We start from the raw sequence: 14,976 nt of genomic DNA on the forward strand, positions 1-14,976 counted from the left end.
GGGCGTAGTGGGGCGTAACACCGGTGGCGCCCCGCGCTGCCTCAACCGTGGCCGGAGAAGTAGACGACGAGCCCCGGTAGCGACAAGCCCACCAGTGCGGCGATCAAAAGCCACGCACCGATCAATCGTCGGCGTTCGTGTCGGCGCGCAGCTTCCCGCCCTTCGCGCAACACCTGTGAAGCGGCCGCGACGTCTCGACGCGGGGCGTTCACCGGATCCGGGGCAGCAACATCCACGGGGTCTCCTTGACGTAGTCGACATGGCTCGCGCCGAACTCCGCACGAAGGATCTCTTCCTCGATTGCGATGCGGACGACGACGCCGCCCACCAGTGGCGCGATGAACAGCAGACCGAGCACCCCGCCGCCGACCAGCGCAAGACCGCTGAACGCAAGCAGAAGTGCCGCGTACCCGGGGTGTCGGATCACGGCGTACGGCCCGTGTGTAACGAGGCGGGGTGCTTCGCTCACCTCGCGGGGTGTGAGCTGAAATCGCTCACCGAGGACTCGCATCGCGACGACCCGCAAGGCGATCCCGCTCGTCGCGATCCCGACTCCGATCGCCAGGGCAGGCAAGCCCGGCGGAGAACGGCGGATCAGGGCGAGCAGGGGCGGTCCGACGATGGCGACGACTGTCAGCATCTGCACGAGTCGGTCGGTCGCCTCACCCCGCGGCGAGCGCGACCCACTTCGAGCCGGGGCGAACCCGACCTCTGTGAGGGCGAGGAGCAGGGCGAGCACCGTCCATGCGACGAGCTCACTCATGCGACACCTCACGCGCGAGGGCGATGAGGGAGAGCAGAATGCCCACCACTGCGGGGACGATGAGCATTACCAGCAATCCCCACTCGGGGCGCACGCCGAACCGCCCCTCGTTGTGGAAGCCCTCGAAAAGCGGCAGCCCGACGAAGCCCGCAGGGATGACCACGCCGTCAACCGCGGCCCGCGCCGATTCGGACACTCCGACGAAGATGGCTCCGGTGATGACGATCGCGACCCCCCAGAGGGCGATCGAGATCACTCCTGGCCAGATCATGGTGCGGCGGACGATTCGACGGGCGTTAGTCGTCTTCATATGGAGGGACCCCCTTCTTTTGAGAGGACCGGTCGCCAGCGCACGCATTCTGCGATGACGGCCAGCAGGACGGATGCCGCCAGAAGGACGACGCTCAGGGCGACGAGAAGCCCGGGGCGATCGGTACCAATCGGCTGGAGAGTGAGGGAGAGGGCCAGATAAGCGCCGATCGAGGCTCCCCCGCTCAGTCCCTGCCCGAGGACGTTTCGCGGGCCGACCGGCACGACTGCACCCAGGCCTGTCGCGACAGCTGCGCTGACGGCCCACGTCCCGATGAACCGGAGAGCCGACGCGGTCGGATCCGACGAGCCGAGGAAGAGCACAGCGGCGGGCGCGGCAACCAGCATCGCCACGATGACCACGACGAACGTCGTCGAGAGCGCCCAGGACGTCGGATCCATCGCCAGCAGCCGTTGTACGGGAAGCGAGCCGGGGTAGAGTCCGCGGATCGGTCGGGCTGCAGCGACAGCGAAGATGCCGACAAGGAGCAGAATAATGCCCTCGGTCTGCGCGCGCACCTCCGACGGGATCCAGAAGGAGACTGCCACGAGGAAGACGTTCATCAGGGCGGCCAAGGCGACGTTGGCCCGAAGTGACGAGTCGCGCAGGGCGTACAACAGTTCTCCCCAGGCCCGGTGGTGCCCCTTCCACCGCACCCGGAGAACGGGGGCTCGACGCGAGCCGGGCGAGAACAGGAAGAGCATTGCCACACCGACCACTGCCCCGGCGCCCCCGACGATGACCGTCACCGCCGTACCCGTGCTGAGAGTCCCGCGGAGCGTGTCCACCAGGGTCACGGTCAGGGGCAGAGGGACGAGCGGATCTCCGCCCGCCAAGGCACGAAGTGCATAGACCGTCTGCGCACAGAATGCGGCGCCCCACAGGAGGAGGACGGTCGGGAAGCGCACGGCATCCCATCGCGGCGATCCGAGCAGGACGCACACTCCGAGATACGGGATGCCGATGGTGATGAGGCCGGCCCCGAGCGACACGGCCACGAGAAGAAGCGCCTCGGCGATCGAGCGGCCGATGCTGAGTAGCGCTGCCAACGCAGGTGCCAGCGGGACTCCGAGGACGAGTGTGGCGATGGCGAGCGACGGAAAGTGCACGAGGAACGCCGCCTCGCGCTGCCGGACGGGCAAGCCTGCCAGAGCACGCTCGACGCTGCCCGAGCGGTCCCGGGTGGCCTCCATCGCCATGACGGCGGCACCTGCGAGGAGAGCGACAGCGACACCAGCTGCGGGCGGGTAGAGAGCGATCACCAGCGGGTCGTCGGGCGGATGAAACCGGATTACGACGGTACCGACGGCGAATGCGCCGATCGCCGCGAGAAGCAGAGGAAGGTAGAGACGCCACCGCGGCCACGTCACGTGCTGGGTGCGGGTGAGGCGACGTAGCGCGACGGCGCCTATTCCAGGCGCGAGGCGGGCGGTTGCCATCATCGCTCGCTCTCCGGCGCCCGGGCATCCGACAGGACAGCGGTTACGGCCGCTTCCACTCCCTCTCCGAACGACGACACGGGAGAATCGAGCACCATGCGGCCGCCCCGCAACACGATCACGCGGCTGGCCACGCGCGCCGCGAGATCGAGGTCGTGGCTCGAGGCCAGAACGGTGACGTGCTGCTCGCGCAAGCTCATGAGGAGGGCTTCGAATGAACGGGACGCCAGGAAGTCGAGGCCGATGAACGGCTCGTCGAGTACGACGAACTCCGGTGCCGGCAAGAGCGCCGCGATGATCTGCGCCTTGCGCGCCGTCCCCAGGCTCAGCGCGGAGAGCGGCCGCCGAGTTCGGGCGGGGAAGTCGAGCATTCGGGCGTACGCGTCGGCGCGCTCCTCCCACCCGTCGATGACGGTTCCGCGCGCGGACTCGAAGGCGAGGCGGCAGTAATCCCAATACTCCTCGGCAGTGAACTCTCCCAGAACGTCGCGCGGAGAATCCGTGACGTACGCGACCCGGGAGAAAACCGAGCGCGGCCGAGGGAACGCTGACTCTCCGAAGAGACGTACCGTTCCCGCGACTACCCGGGAGTTGAGGCCGAGCAGGGCCGTGATGAGCGTGCTCTTGCCGGAACCGTTCGGCCCGATGAGCGAGACGAAATCGCCCCTCTCGATGCTCACATCAATGGGGCCCAGCTCGAAGCTGCCGACGCGGGTGCGAAGACCCACGACATGGAGAATCGTCATCGTCGATCCACCCCGCCCGCGCGAAGTGCTCTGCCGTCCCCGAAGATCGGGAGAAGGCTGAAAAGGTGCCCCGCCGCTATGACGAGAGTGACGCACCCGATGCTGAGACGGACGTTGTCGATGGCGGCAAGCTGCCACCCTGGCTCGAACAGGCCGAGAAGGAGAGCGCCACAGAGCGCCGCGAAAGTCGCGCCCGCGAACGGGCCGGCGACGATCACGGCCTGCATGCGATCCTTCGGCCCGGGTGCGAGCAGGACGGAGGCCGCTCCACGCCGAACCTGTACCCCGACAACAGGCACACCGAGCAATCGGGCGACGAGCAGATGACCGAGTTCGTGGACGATGGCGCTCGCGAGAATGAGCAGGGCCACGACGGTGGTGATGAGCGCCAACAAAGCCGAGCGGTCAGCCGTGAACGCCGGTGTGAGCGGTATCGAGAAGTCCGTGGCAACCACCGCGACCAGGGCCATCACGACGGCTGACGCGGTCAGATAGGTGAGCCCCTCTACGACCGCGCGGACGACGTTGGCCGGCGCCGGCGCGTAGATGCGCCGCGACGCGAGGCGTGTGGGGGCGAGGGATCTTGTGGCGAGCATGACGATGGCGTCGAAAGGCCACATCGCGAGATCTCGAGCCCACTCCCGCGCGAAGGACTGATGGATCGACAGCAGACGAAGACCGTGCAATCTCAGAACGAAAGCGAACAGCGATTCTTCGACCTGTGCGACCGGCGCCGCAGAGAGATATGCCATCGCCTGGGCGAGTTCACGGGTGGTGACTCCTTCGCGACAGCTCTTCGCGACAATCTCCCCATAGGCATCGACGGGGTACTCGCGCCCTGCGGCATCACGCAAGTACCCCGCCTGGACAGTCACACCGGGAGCCAGAGCAACGGCTGCCCCGGTGTGAACTGCGTCGTTGTGCATGAGTGTCAGCAGCCCCGACCCCAGTAGGAGATCACGGCCGAGTAGCACGCGTTGAACGAGCGAGCCCCGCACACGCTGCAGATGTAGAAGACGACCCCGAGCGCGAGCCCCAAGATGGCGGCGACCGCACCCGCGACGGCCCAGTCAGCTTCAACCATGGCGTCGGAATCGGGCGATAGAACCGTGGGCTCGAACGAAGGAGCGGCGAACGCAGCCTCCAGATCAGAAACGCTCCAATCGACTTCGGCCTGCATGACGGACGTTGTGACAGACATCTGCTTCCTCCTTTGCCTTGAGGGGCTCTCCGCCCCGCGTGGGTTACGGGGACACGTAAGCATGTATACATACCCCCATGTGCACACTTCACCTCACCGAGCGGCGGAGTTAGCCCGACCGGATTCCAACGCACGTGCGCTCAGAAAACGTGAGCGCGCAAGGATGCTCGGACCGAGTGCCGACCTTCGCTCCACCCCGGCGAGCCCCTACCGCCACGCGCGCGACGCCCGACTGACCAACGGTCAGTGACATGGATCCTTCACGGCCGTCGTCTCCGCGTCGCCCGGTCGGATGGGCGCGTTCGGCGCCGACCACCACCTGCGGCAATCGCTGGTGTTCCTTGACATGCCCACCATGCAGCAGCCCGAGCTCTACATCGGCGGAAGCTACGACCTGTTCGGCCAAGACGGACGACTCCTCGACACCGAGATGACGCGACGATTCGCGTCGTACATGGAACGATTTGTCGCGTGGACGACGCGGAATACGAAGAACCCGACGTGACGACGGCGTCTCGTGGACGCCGCGCTCCCGACCAACGCCGCGCGGCCGTCGTCGCCGCGGCCCGCGATCTCTTCCTGGCACAGGGAGTGGACGCGACGAGCGTGGATGCCATCGCCCGCCGCGCAGGAGTCGCCAAAGGCACCGTCTACCTGTCGTTCCCCACCAAGCCGCACCTCGTCCGCGCCATCGAGGACGAGTTCGACGCGCTCATCCTCACCCGCCTCCGAACCGCGACCGCCACGGCCCCATCCGACGCTGCGACCGCCGCCGCCACGTGGTGCACCGCGCTCGTCGAGGCCTCCCTCGAGAACCTCGAGGTGCACGACTTCCTCTTCTACGGAAAGGGGGCGCGCGTGGCCGAGCGGACCGTGGACGCCACGCTGAGCGCCGTCCTTGCGGGCATGCTTCGCGATCGGGGTGTTGCGGATGCCGAGGAGGTTGCGGTGTTCCTGATCGGGGGCGTGACAGCGCTGACGGATCTTGCCATCCTGCGTCGGGATTACGGCCGTGCCGGGCTTCCGGGAATGGTCGAGCGATTCGTCACCGCGACGGTGGGCACCTGACAAGGCGGTCGTGCGGTTGTCGATCGCTAGCCCCTCGCCTCATCGCTGGGCACAGGCCCCATCGTCAACTCTGGTTCAACGCCGGTCGCGAGGGTGAACCACGCGAGGAACGTCACACCTTGCTCGGTAGCGTCAAAACGCGAGATGGTTTGGCCACCCGGGCCATAGAACGTGTCGCCCGCGCGAAGGATGGACTCCTCCCCGGACCCGACCTGGAAGATCACCGCACCTGTCTCGATGACCCCGAACACAGGGCCGTTGTGCGAATGAGCGCCCGGGTGCACGTTCGCGGCGATCGTGATGCGTCGCACTTCGACGGATCCAAAGCTCGGCGAGCCGGCCAGGGTCAGGGTGGCGAGGGTCATGCGCTGAACGGGCGACTCACTCAACCATCGATCCTGGCACTCAGCGCATACCGCAGGAGGTACGCCTACGTTGACGTATGGCCAACCCTTCGGGAGGGAGAGTCCGCGAGCGACCCGCTCCCGCGCTCCGCTCCTCGCGCTGCGGTAGAAGTCACACTGGCAGCCCCCGGCACCCAGCGCGGTCGCCATGACCCTCGCGTAAGCGAGGCGGTTCCGCTCGAAGACGCGGGTGTGCTCGCCCCACTGCCGTTCGGTGGCGTCGAGCACGCAGAGGCTGAGCCCGGACGGTGCGATCGGAGTCTTTGCATAGATACCGATGACGTGCGCCGCGAACCGGCCACCGAGCGCGACCGGCCGACCCAAATCACCCCCGCGAGCGAGGAAGTGGTCACACCCGAGTCGGCGCATGAGCTCGACCCACGCACCCGCGGCGCGCAGTGTCCCACCCCTCTTCGGCGGGCTTATCAGAGGAGGCGTATCCCGGCGGTGCCGCGTGGAACGCGGAGTCTTGGCATCCTGGGCTCGCAAGCTCGTCGAGACCTGACTGACGACGCGTGCCCGCCTGAAGACCTCGCCGCCGCTGTGGACTTACGCCAGACAATCCATATCGCGGCGGCGGTGCCAGTCGTCGGTCTGCCTCCCGCGCGACGCCGACGAGGTCGTTGGATGGCTCAGCGCGCGCGGCAGCGCTGTGGTAACGCTCGCCGAGAAGGTCACCGCCGATTGTGACCAACCTGTATTTGCTAACCGCGGCGCAAGAACGCGCATCACCCTCGGTAAACGACGTAAGTTCTGGTGCAGCGCCAACGAGCCTAACGGAGCCGCCACGAAGGTCCGCCACGGCCAGCGATCAGATCGTCGAGTGACTTCTGACGCGGAGTGGCTGTGTCTCGCCTTACGACGATCGGGGACGACTGATAGGCAGCCGATCGTTCCACAACGGGATAGAGGCCCAAATACTCCTGACCCAAGCTCTCGCCCTGGTAGACAACGAGCGGCATCACCGCGATCGCCTCAGCACCCTTGCGTCCATCAAAAAACCCCAGTTCCCACGGCATCCATTTAGACTGTGAGGCGGATTTAGTGGCGGCGTAGATGAGCGATGCGCACTGCACCATACGTTCTCGAAGTCGTGCCGCGGTCAAAGGGGACACCCGGCTCCGGTCGAGCTGAGGGTCGTCAATCCAATCGACGTAAACCCTTTTCCCCGCCCGCTGGAGCACAGAACGCACGCCTAAAACGAGCTCGGCATCCAGGTAGCTGTGGCTGAGGAAGATATCGAACGGGCCCACCAGACCAGCGGACTTGCGGAGCGCCTCCCGAGCTCCCCCGCGCTCCCACCTGGCTTCGGATTGTCCGAGAGCGCGAATTTCATTCAAGGTGTAATTACTCAATCAATGAACTCCAGAGTTTGATCAGTGAACACAACGGCATAAGGTAAATCAGGAGGAGAACACCAACGCCAATCATCGGCAAATAAAACGGAGCGATGGCCCACGACCACCAATCCTTCTTATCCGGCCAGTAATTCACCTTGACGACTCCGGCTGGGCCCGCCACCGTAGGATTCATAGAAAATGCAGGGACGGACTCCCCGCGTGAGACTCGATCGTAAAGTCCACGGAAGGCACGCTCTTGCTTGAGATAATTCGCGTCGAGCAACGCGAAGACAATCACGGCAACAATCCCCAACAGGGCAACAAAGAGACTTTTCTCCACAAACGCGTATCCGAACGCAGCGGTCACAATAGGCAGCAACCAGGTTTTCGCAGATGCCGACGCGGCCGCCATCCGGGAGATGACGCTCTGAATGAAACTCAAGTGTTGGCGCCTGTCGTCCGACGATACAAACTTCAGGTTCTTCGATATGACCGGACCGAGTTCAGATCTGATGGAGGCTGCGTAGTCCCGTCGCTCCAGTGCAGTCTGCTGAGATTTTCGCGGCCACCGTAGCACAAGCCGATCACCACGCCACCGAGGCACGATATGCACGTGCACGTGGTCTACTGTCTGTGTGGCCGCCGCTCCGTTCGATTGAATGAGGTTGAGACCCGCTGGCCGAAGCACTCTTTCCGTCGCACCACTTACTTTGACCACCGTCCGCATGACTGCGTCCGCATCGTCTTCAGTTAGATCCCAGACACGCGCGAAGTGCTTCTTGGGTACGACAAGCAGATGCCCTCGGGCGGCCGGCGCAAGTGGCGGGAACACGATCGTACGTTCATCCTCAAATACAACGATCGCGTTGGCGTCGTCCCCTCGAGCGATCCGGCAGAAGGGGCAGACAGCATCCTCGGTCAGGCTGTCGCTCCGTTCTGCGTCCATGTCTCAATGTTGTCAGCGAGATAGTTGTAGGTCGCTTTCGAGTCGATATCACCGCGCCAGTCTCGTCGGGTGGGGTCGAAGATGGGGATCGAGTCGGCGGGAACATCCGCGCTATCGAATGGGTTAGCGCCTTCTGTGTCAACAGAGCCCATGGAGGAAAGTCCGTGGATTCTGATGCCGAGAAGTGGACGACCTTCGGCCCACGCCTTCTCGATCTCGTACTTCACCCAGGGGCGCGTTGCGGTCTGGCTACCGATCAGCACCACGACCGTACGCTTGTGTTTCATTTGCTCGTCGATCCACTTACGGACAGCGTCGTCCCCTTGGCCCTGGATCTTCTCCCACTCTTGCGAGTTGAGGATCGGCTGCCCCTCAAGCGCACCCATTTTTTCCACGAGCTGCACGCGGTGGACGTCATTCTTGTAGTGAAAACTGTAAAAAACTGTCCTAGCCAAAACTTCCCCCAAACATCTATAGATGCCTGACTCTATGCGCTCGTTCGCAAAATGTCATCATCCCGGTCGATAGCAGCGCACTGCATCCGCCGACCGTTCTTCGCAGACATGTAACGCCCACGTAAATTCCCCCTCTCCCCCACCCCCTCGCCCGGTGAGACAACCGTTACCTCCCCGCCCCCGCTAACGCCCTCCCGGGAAACCCCTCCTCCCTACGCTGACGGCACGCCCCGCCCATGCGGAGCGCTGCACCTCCCCCGCATCGCCCACCGGAGGACCCCGTGACCGTCACCGACCCGCGCCCCGAAACCGCAACGCCGCCCGCGGCCGCAATCGAGACAGCGGAACTACAACACCGCCCCGGCCGCTGGATCGACAACTGGAACCCCGAGAACCCCACCCAGTGGGCCAAAGAAGGCAAAGCCATCGCCTCCCGCAACCTGCGGTGGTCGATCTTCGCGGAGTTCCTCGGGTTCGTCGTCTGGCAGCTGTGGTCGGTCGTCGTCGTGTCGCTGCCCGCGGCGGGCTTCCAGCTGTCGACGGGTGAGATCTTCTGGCTCATCTCGATGCCGAGCCTCGTTGGTGCGACGCTGCGCATCCCCTACACGTTCATGGTTCCGCGCTTCGGCGGCCGCAACTGGACCATCGTCTCCGCCGCTCTTCTGCTCATCCCGAGCATCGGCCTCGCCATCGCGGTGTCGAACCCCGCGACGCCTTTCGGCCTCCTGCTCCTGATCGCCGCGTTCGCCGGCTTCGGCGGCGGCAACTTCGCCAGCTCGATGTCGAACATCACGTTCTTCTACCCGGCCGCGCAGAAGGGATACGCCCTCGGACTCAACGCCGCCGGCGGCAACCTCGGCGCCTCGGTCGCGCAGTTCGTCGTCCCCATCGTCATCACCGTCGGCGCCGCGGCCACCCTCAACCTGCCGCTCGCGGGCCTCATCTGGGTGCCGCTGATCCTCGTCGCGATGGTCGGCGCGTACCTCCGCATGGACAACCTCTCCGCCGCGAAGGCCGACATCACGGCATCCCTCGCCGCTCTCAAAGAGCCGCACATGTGGGTGCTCTCGCTGCTCTACATCGGCACCTTCGGCTCGTTCATCGGCTTCGCGGGCGTCTTCCCGAAGCTCCTCGCCGACACGTTCCCCGACTTCAAGGGAATCGCCATCGGCACCGCGACCGTCACCCTCGCGTTCCTCGGCGCCCTCGTCGGCTCGCTCGCCCGCCCCTACGGCGGCAAGCTCGCCGACCGCTTCGGCGGCACCGTGATCACGATCGGCGCCTTCACGGTGATGGGGCTCGGCATCCTGAGTGTGATCCTCACCCTGCCGATGCAGAACTTCGCGATCTTCCTGCTGTGCTTCCTCGTGCTGTTCGCGGCGGCGGGCATCGGCAACGGCTCGACGTACCGCATGATCCCGACGATCTTCGCCCTCAAGGCCAACGGCGGCGTCGGCGCGCAGCGCAAGGCCGCTGCGGCCCTCGGCCTCATCTCGGCGATCGGCGCGTACGGCGGCTTCTTCATCCCGCAGCTGCTCGGCTTCTCGAAGACGACGTTCGGCTCCTACACCCCCGCGCTCGGCTGGTTCGCACTCGCGTACGTCGCGTTCCTCGCCCTCACCGCGGGCGTCTACCTGCGGATGTCGACCAAGACCGGAACGCGGATCTGACCCCATGAGCTCCGCCGACACCCACTGCCCCTACTGCGCATTGCAGTGCGCCATGACCGTCAGCCACGCGGGCGCCACGACGGTCACCGGCCGCGACTTCCCCACCAACCGGGGAGGGCTCTGCGCCAAGGGCTGGACGTCGGCGGAGCTCCTGGCATCCCCCCACCGACTCCGGATGCCGCTCATGCGGCGTCCCGACGGGACCCTCGCCGAGGTCACCTGGGAGGAGGCACTGGATGCCGTAGCCGCGGCGTTCCGCGACACGAAAGCCACGCACGGCCCCGACGCCAACGCGATCTTCGGCGGCGGCGGACTCACGAACGAGAAGGCCTACCAGCTCGGCAAATTCGCCCGCGTCGCGCTCGGCACCTCGCGCATCGACTACAACGGTCGCTTCTGCATGTCGTCGGCGGCCGCGGCGTCCAACCGGGCGTTCGGGATGGACCGGGGCCTGCCCTTCCCGGTCACCGACCTCGACGACGCGCGGACGATCCTGCTGCTCGGCTCCAACGTCGCCGCAACAATGCCGCCGTTCCTCGCGCACCTCGCCGGGGCTCGTGCCGCGGGCGGCCTGATCGTCGTCGACCCCCGCCGCTCCGCCACCGCGCGCCTCACCGAAGACGGCGCCGGCACCCACCTTCAGCCCGCTCCCGGCACCGACCTTCCACTGCTGCTCGGACTCACGCACATCGTCATCACCGAGAACCTCCTCGACCGCGCGTATATAGAAGAGCGCACGACGGGATTCGACGCGGTGCGGCGGTCGGTCGCCGCCTGGTGGCCCGAGCGGACGTCCTCGACGACCGGCGTCCCCGTGGCGCAGCTCCGCGAAACCGCACGGCGCCTCGCCACGGGCCGCGCGTACATCCTCACCGGACGCGGCGTCGAACAGCACGTCGACGGCACCGCCACCGCAACCGCCGCGATCAACCTCGCCCTCGTGCTCGGCCTCGTCGGCCGTGAGGGGTCGGGCTACGGCACGCTCACCGGCCAGGGAAACGGGCAGGGCGGTCGCGAGCACGGCCAGAAGGCCGACCAACTGCCCGGCTACCGCTCCATCCGCGACCCCGAGGCCCGCCGGCACGTCGCCGGGGTGTGGGGCATCGATCCCGACGAGATCCCGGATGCCGGCATCCCGGCCACCGCCCTCCTCGCCGAACTCGGCGGTCCAGTGAAGACGCTTCTCGTCGCCGGGTCCAACGTCGTCGTGTCGGCGCCCGATGTCGACGCCGTCCGCGCCCGACTTGAAGACCTCGACACCCTGATCGTCTGCGACTTCTTCCTCTCCGAGACCGCGGAGCTCGCCGACATCGTGCTTCCCGTGCTGCAGTGGGCCGAGGAGGAGGGCACGATGACCTCCCTCGAGGGCCGCGTGATCCGGCGCCGACAGGCGCTGCCCGGACCCGAGGGCGCACGCAGCGAGCTGTGGATCCTGGCCGAGATCGCGCGGCGTCTGAGCGCGGCATCCACCTGGTCGACCGATCCGTCGGTGGTGTTCGACGAGCTCGCCCGAGCCTCGGAGGGCGGCATCGCCGACTACTCGGGCCTCTCGCACGCGCTGCTCGACACGGGAATCGAGGCGTATTGGCCGTACCGCGCCGAGGGCACCCCGCGACCATTCACCCAGCGCTTCGCCCGCGCCGACGGCCGCGCGCGTCTGGTGCCGGTGGATGCCACTCCCCCGGCGCCCACCGACCGCGGCGACGAGCTGACCCTCGTCACCGGCCGCTACCTGCAGCAGTACCAGTCGGGCACGCAGACCCGCCGCGTCGCCGAGCTCAACGGCGCCCGCCCCGAGGCGCGGCTCGAGATCCATCCCGCGACGGCCTCGCGGCTCGGCATCCGCGAGAATGCCCTCGTCGCCGTGTCGAACGAGCGGGGCGTGGTGCGGGCGCGGGCGACGGTGACGACCGACATCCGCCACGACACCGTCTTCCTGCCGTTCCACTACGCCGGCGAGAAGTGCGCGAACCGGCTGACCGAGGCGATCGTCGACCCCACGTCGGCCATGCCGGAGTTCAAGCGCACGCGGGTGCGCGTGGCTTCGGAGGCCGCTGTGCCCGTGCCCGCGTTCCCGCGGGGGTCCGTGGTGGTCTCGGCGCATCCGGACCCTGTTCGCACCAAGGAGGGAACCCATGCCTGAACGCGTGGTGCTGGTCGGCTACGGCCCCGTCGGGGCACGGCTCGTCGAGGGGCTGCTGCCCGCCGTGCGCGACGGGCGCATCGACCTGACGGTCATCGGCGCCGAGCCGCACGACGCCTACAACCGCGTGCTGATCGCCGAATATGCCGTCGGACGCATGGATCGCGCCGGGCTCGACCTCGGCGACCGTCGCGTCGCTGAAGAGGCGGGAGTGCGGTTCCTCCTCGGGGTCGCGGTGGCCGGTATCGACCGCTCGCTCCGCTCGGTGCGGCTGGAAGACGGCATCCGTCTGCCCTACGACCGACTCGTGCTGGCGACGGGCGCCCGCGCGAACGTGCCGACGCTCGCCGGGGTGCGACGCTCCGCGGCCCTCGACGGAGACCTTCCGCGCGGTGTCGTGGTGTTGCGCGACCTCGCCGACGCCGAGGTGGTGCGCGCCGCGGTCTCGGCCAGGAGGCGGATCGTCGTGCTCGGCGCGGGGGTGCTCGGCATGGAGCTCGCCATCGCCGCGGCCGAGGCGGGCGCCGCCGTGACGGTGGCGTACCACTCCACCGCGCCGATGAACCGCACGCTCGACGAGAACGGCGGGCGCGTCCTCGCCGCCGCCGCGGTGGCCGCGGGGGTCGAGATGAGGCACCACGCGCGAGCCGAGAGCATCGTGCACCGCTACGACGACCACGGGCAGGCGTGGTTCGACGGCCTGGTCTGCGCCGACGGGCGCGTGCTCGCGGGAGACCTGCTCGTGCTGTCGTGCGGGGTGGGTGCGCGCACCGAGATCGCCGCACGGGCCGGACTCGCCGTGTCAGCCGGCGTGCTCGTCGATGGCTCCTCCCGCTCCTGGACCGACGAGAACGTCTTCGCCATCGGCGACTGCGCGCACGTCGCCGACCCCGCCGACGCGGAGCCCGACGGACGCGTCCCCGGCGGGCCGAGCGGACTGATCGGCCCCGGCTGGCGCCAGGCCGACCGCCTCGCGACGCTGCTCTCGTCCGGAGCCTCGACGCCCGCACCGGCCGAGCGCCCGGGCGTCGTCATGCTCAAGGCCGAGGGCATCGACGTGGTCGCCGGCGGCGCCGTCGACGCCGACCCCTTCGCGCACGCTCCCGGATGCCACGGCCCCCAGGTCACGATCTGGGCCGACCCCGCGCGCGGTGCGTACGTCAAGCTCGTCACCGTCGACGGTGTACTCACCGGCTTCGTCGCGGTCGGGATGCCGCGCACCGGCGCCGAACTCACCCTGCTGTTCGAGCGGGGCTCGGAGCTGCCCGCCGATCGGTCGTCGCTGCTGCGGCTCGACGCGCCCGACGCCGGCATGGCCGTGGTCGCCGATCCCTTCGCGGCCGATGCCACGGTGTGCTGGTGCAACGGCGTGAGCGCGGGCGCCATCCGCGACGCCGCCTCCGCCGGAGAGCCGACAGTGGCCTGCGTCAAGGCCGCCACCCGCGCCGGCACCGGCTGCGGCGGATGCGTCGGCCGGATCACCGAGCTGCTCGCGCGCGAGGCCGTGCCCGCCTAGCGCGCGCAGGCCCGCACCGCGCGTGAGGGGTCAGAATTCGTCGCCTGGCGGTCGCGGAAGCGACGATTTTCGACCCCTCACGCGAGGGGGGCGCCGCCCCGCCCGCCCCCTCACGTGAGCCCGCGTGAGGGGTCGGAAATGGTAGCCGGGCGACCGCGAAAGCGACGATTCTCGAGTCCTCACGCGCGCCTCGCGGGGCGCGGGCGCGGCGGGCGACACAGCCGCGAAACGCGAGGGCAGTACGCTGCGCGCATGCCTCCGATCGAGAACCTCGTCGCCTTCGTGGCCGCGTCGGTCGTCATCATCGTCATCCCGGGTCCGAGCGTGCTCTTCGTCATCGGTCGCTCCATCGCGCTGGGCCGCCGCGCCGGAGTGCTCAGCGTCGTGGGCAACGCCCTCGGCACGGTCCCCGCGGTGCTCGCCGTCGCCTTCGGGGTCGGTGCCATCGTGGCATCCTCGATCGTCGCCTTCACGGTGCTGAAGATCGTGGGCGCGATCTACCTCGTGTGGCTGGGGATCCAGGCCATCCGTCACCGCCACGCGCACGTCGCCGGCGCTTCCGCCGCACCCGCCTCGTCATGGACCCTGCTGCGCCAGGGCTTCATCGTGGGGATGACGAACCCCAAGACGATCGCGTTCTTCGTCGCCGTGCTGCCCCAGTTCGTCGATCCTCACGCGGGTGCCGTGTGGCTGCAGTTGCTGCTCCTGGGCCTGATCTTCCAGGTTCTCGCCCTCACCTGCGACAGCGCGTGGGCCGTCGCCGCCGGCACGGCGCGCGCATGGTTCGCGCGGTCGCCGAAGCGCATCTCAACGCTGTCGGCGACCGGCGGCGTCATGATGATCGGCCTCGGCGGCGCGCTCGCGCTCACCGGCGCGAAGAGCTGAGCGCCCGGCCGGCACAACTCCTGCAGACGGCGGCCGGAACGCGTCGATCCCGCGCGCGAACGCCCCATTCGCCGGACTCACGCTCGCCCC

At 67.8% G+C, this 14,976-nt stretch carries 15 protein-coding genes and 1 pseudogene; 6 read left to right on the forward strand and 10 right to left on the reverse strand.

The window, feature by feature from the left end:
• Positions 1-41: 41 nt before the first annotated feature.
• The 7 genes from ACFZA2_RS03640 to ACFZA2_RS03670 form a co-directional block, all read right to left on the reverse strand.
• Positions 42-236, reverse strand: a complete 195-nt coding sequence (locus ACFZA2_RS03640; protein WP_391400747.1) for a hypothetical protein — start codon at positions 234-236, stop codon at positions 42-44.
• Positions 209-763 (reverse strand): methyltransferase family protein, encoded by a 555-nt coding sequence (locus tag ACFZA2_RS03645; protein ID WP_391400750.1) that lies wholly within the window; start codon positions 761-763, stop codon positions 209-211. The genes ACFZA2_RS03640 and ACFZA2_RS03645 overlap by 28 nt, the downstream gene beginning before the upstream one ends.
• Entirely contained in the window at positions 756-1,073 is a 318-nt protein-coding gene (locus ACFZA2_RS03650) for a transcriptional regulator (protein ID WP_391400753.1), read from the reverse strand. Before ACFZA2_RS03650 ends, ACFZA2_RS03645 begins: the two co-directional genes overlap by 8 nt.
• Positions 1,070-2,512, reverse strand: coding sequence for a hypothetical protein (locus tag ACFZA2_RS03655; RefSeq protein WP_391400756.1), 1,443 nt, complete (start codon positions 2,510-2,512; stop codon positions 1,070-1,072). The genes ACFZA2_RS03650 and ACFZA2_RS03655 overlap by 4 nt, the downstream gene beginning before the upstream one ends.
• Entirely contained in the window at positions 2,512-3,258 is a 747-nt protein-coding gene (locus ACFZA2_RS03660; protein ID WP_391400759.1) for an ATP-binding cassette domain-containing protein, read from the reverse strand. The genes ACFZA2_RS03655 and ACFZA2_RS03660 overlap by 1 nt, the downstream gene beginning before the upstream one ends.
• Positions 3,255-4,112, reverse strand: coding sequence for a hypothetical protein (locus tag ACFZA2_RS03665; RefSeq protein WP_391400762.1), 858 nt, complete (start codon positions 4,110-4,112; stop codon positions 3,255-3,257). The genes ACFZA2_RS03660 and ACFZA2_RS03665 overlap by 4 nt, the downstream gene beginning before the upstream one ends.
• Positions 4,113-4,189: 77 nt before the next feature.
• Complete coding sequence (locus tag ACFZA2_RS03670; RefSeq protein WP_391400765.1) at positions 4,190-4,459, reverse strand: hypothetical protein; 270 nt, start codon at positions 4,457-4,459, stop codon at positions 4,190-4,192.
• Positions 4,460-4,733: 274 nt separating this feature from the next.
• Between ACFZA2_RS03670 and ACFZA2_RS03675 the strand changes: the two are divergent.
• Together ACFZA2_RS03675 and ACFZA2_RS03680 are read left to right on the forward strand one after the other, a co-directional pair.
• A pseudogene (locus ACFZA2_RS03675) lies at positions 4,734-4,964 on the forward strand (NADPH-dependent FMN reductase); the annotation flags it as partial.
• Positions 4,961-5,527 (forward strand): helix-turn-helix domain-containing protein, encoded by a 567-nt coding sequence (locus ACFZA2_RS03680; RefSeq protein ID WP_391400767.1) that lies wholly within the window; start codon positions 4,961-4,963, stop codon positions 5,525-5,527. The pseudogene ACFZA2_RS03675 and the gene ACFZA2_RS03680, both read left to right, overlap by 4 nt.
• A 26-nt stretch (positions 5,528-5,553) precedes the next feature.
• Here ACFZA2_RS03680 and ACFZA2_RS03685 read toward each other — a convergent pair whose 3' ends face one another.
• The 3 genes from ACFZA2_RS03685 to ACFZA2_RS03695 form a co-directional block, all read right to left on the reverse strand.
• On the reverse strand, positions 5,554-5,892 hold the full coding sequence (locus ACFZA2_RS03685; protein ID WP_391400770.1) for a hypothetical protein: 339 nt from the start codon (positions 5,890-5,892) through the stop codon (positions 5,554-5,556).
• 1,386 nt (positions 5,893-7,278) lie between these two features.
• Positions 7,279-8,217: an HIT family protein gene (locus tag ACFZA2_RS03690; RefSeq protein ID WP_391400773.1), complete on the reverse strand. Its 939-nt coding sequence runs from the start codon at positions 8,215-8,217 to the stop codon at positions 7,279-7,281.
• A complete protein-coding gene (locus ACFZA2_RS03695) occupies positions 8,190-8,684 on the reverse strand; it encodes a TIR domain-containing protein (RefSeq protein WP_391400776.1) in 495 nt (164 codons plus the stop codon). Before ACFZA2_RS03695 ends, ACFZA2_RS03690 begins: the two co-directional genes overlap by 28 nt.
• 269 nt (positions 8,685-8,953) lie before the next feature.
• Between ACFZA2_RS03695 and ACFZA2_RS03700 the strand changes: the two genes are divergently transcribed.
• From ACFZA2_RS03700 to ACFZA2_RS03715, 4 genes are all read left to right on the forward strand, one after another.
• Positions 8,954-10,342 carry an MFS transporter gene (locus ACFZA2_RS03700; RefSeq protein ID WP_391400779.1) on the forward strand — a complete coding sequence of 463 codons (1,389 nt, stop codon included), beginning with the start codon at positions 8,954-8,956 and terminating at the stop codon, positions 10,340-10,342.
• Between the two features lie 4 nt (positions 10,343-10,346).
• Positions 10,347-12,485, forward strand: coding sequence for a molybdopterin oxidoreductase family protein (locus ACFZA2_RS03705; protein WP_391400781.1), 2,139 nt, complete (start codon positions 10,347-10,349; stop codon positions 12,483-12,485).
• Positions 12,478-14,001 carry an FAD-dependent oxidoreductase gene (locus ACFZA2_RS03710; protein ID WP_391400784.1) on the forward strand — a complete coding sequence of 508 codons (1,524 nt, stop codon included), beginning with the start codon at positions 12,478-12,480 and terminating at the stop codon, positions 13,999-14,001. The genes ACFZA2_RS03705 and ACFZA2_RS03710 overlap by 8 nt, the downstream gene beginning before the upstream one ends.
• A 252-nt stretch (positions 14,002-14,253) precedes the next feature.
• Positions 14,254-14,886 carry a LysE family translocator gene (locus ACFZA2_RS03715; RefSeq protein WP_363578088.1) on the forward strand — a complete coding sequence of 211 codons (633 nt, stop codon included), beginning with the start codon at positions 14,254-14,256 and terminating at the stop codon, positions 14,884-14,886.
• The last annotated feature ends 90 nt before the right edge of the window (positions 14,887-14,976 follow it).

The sequence above is a fragment of the Microbacterium sp. NPDC007973 genome, from assembly GCF_042958465.1.
Lineage (GTDB): Bacteria > Actinomycetota > Actinomycetes > Actinomycetales > Microbacteriaceae > Microbacterium > Microbacterium galbum.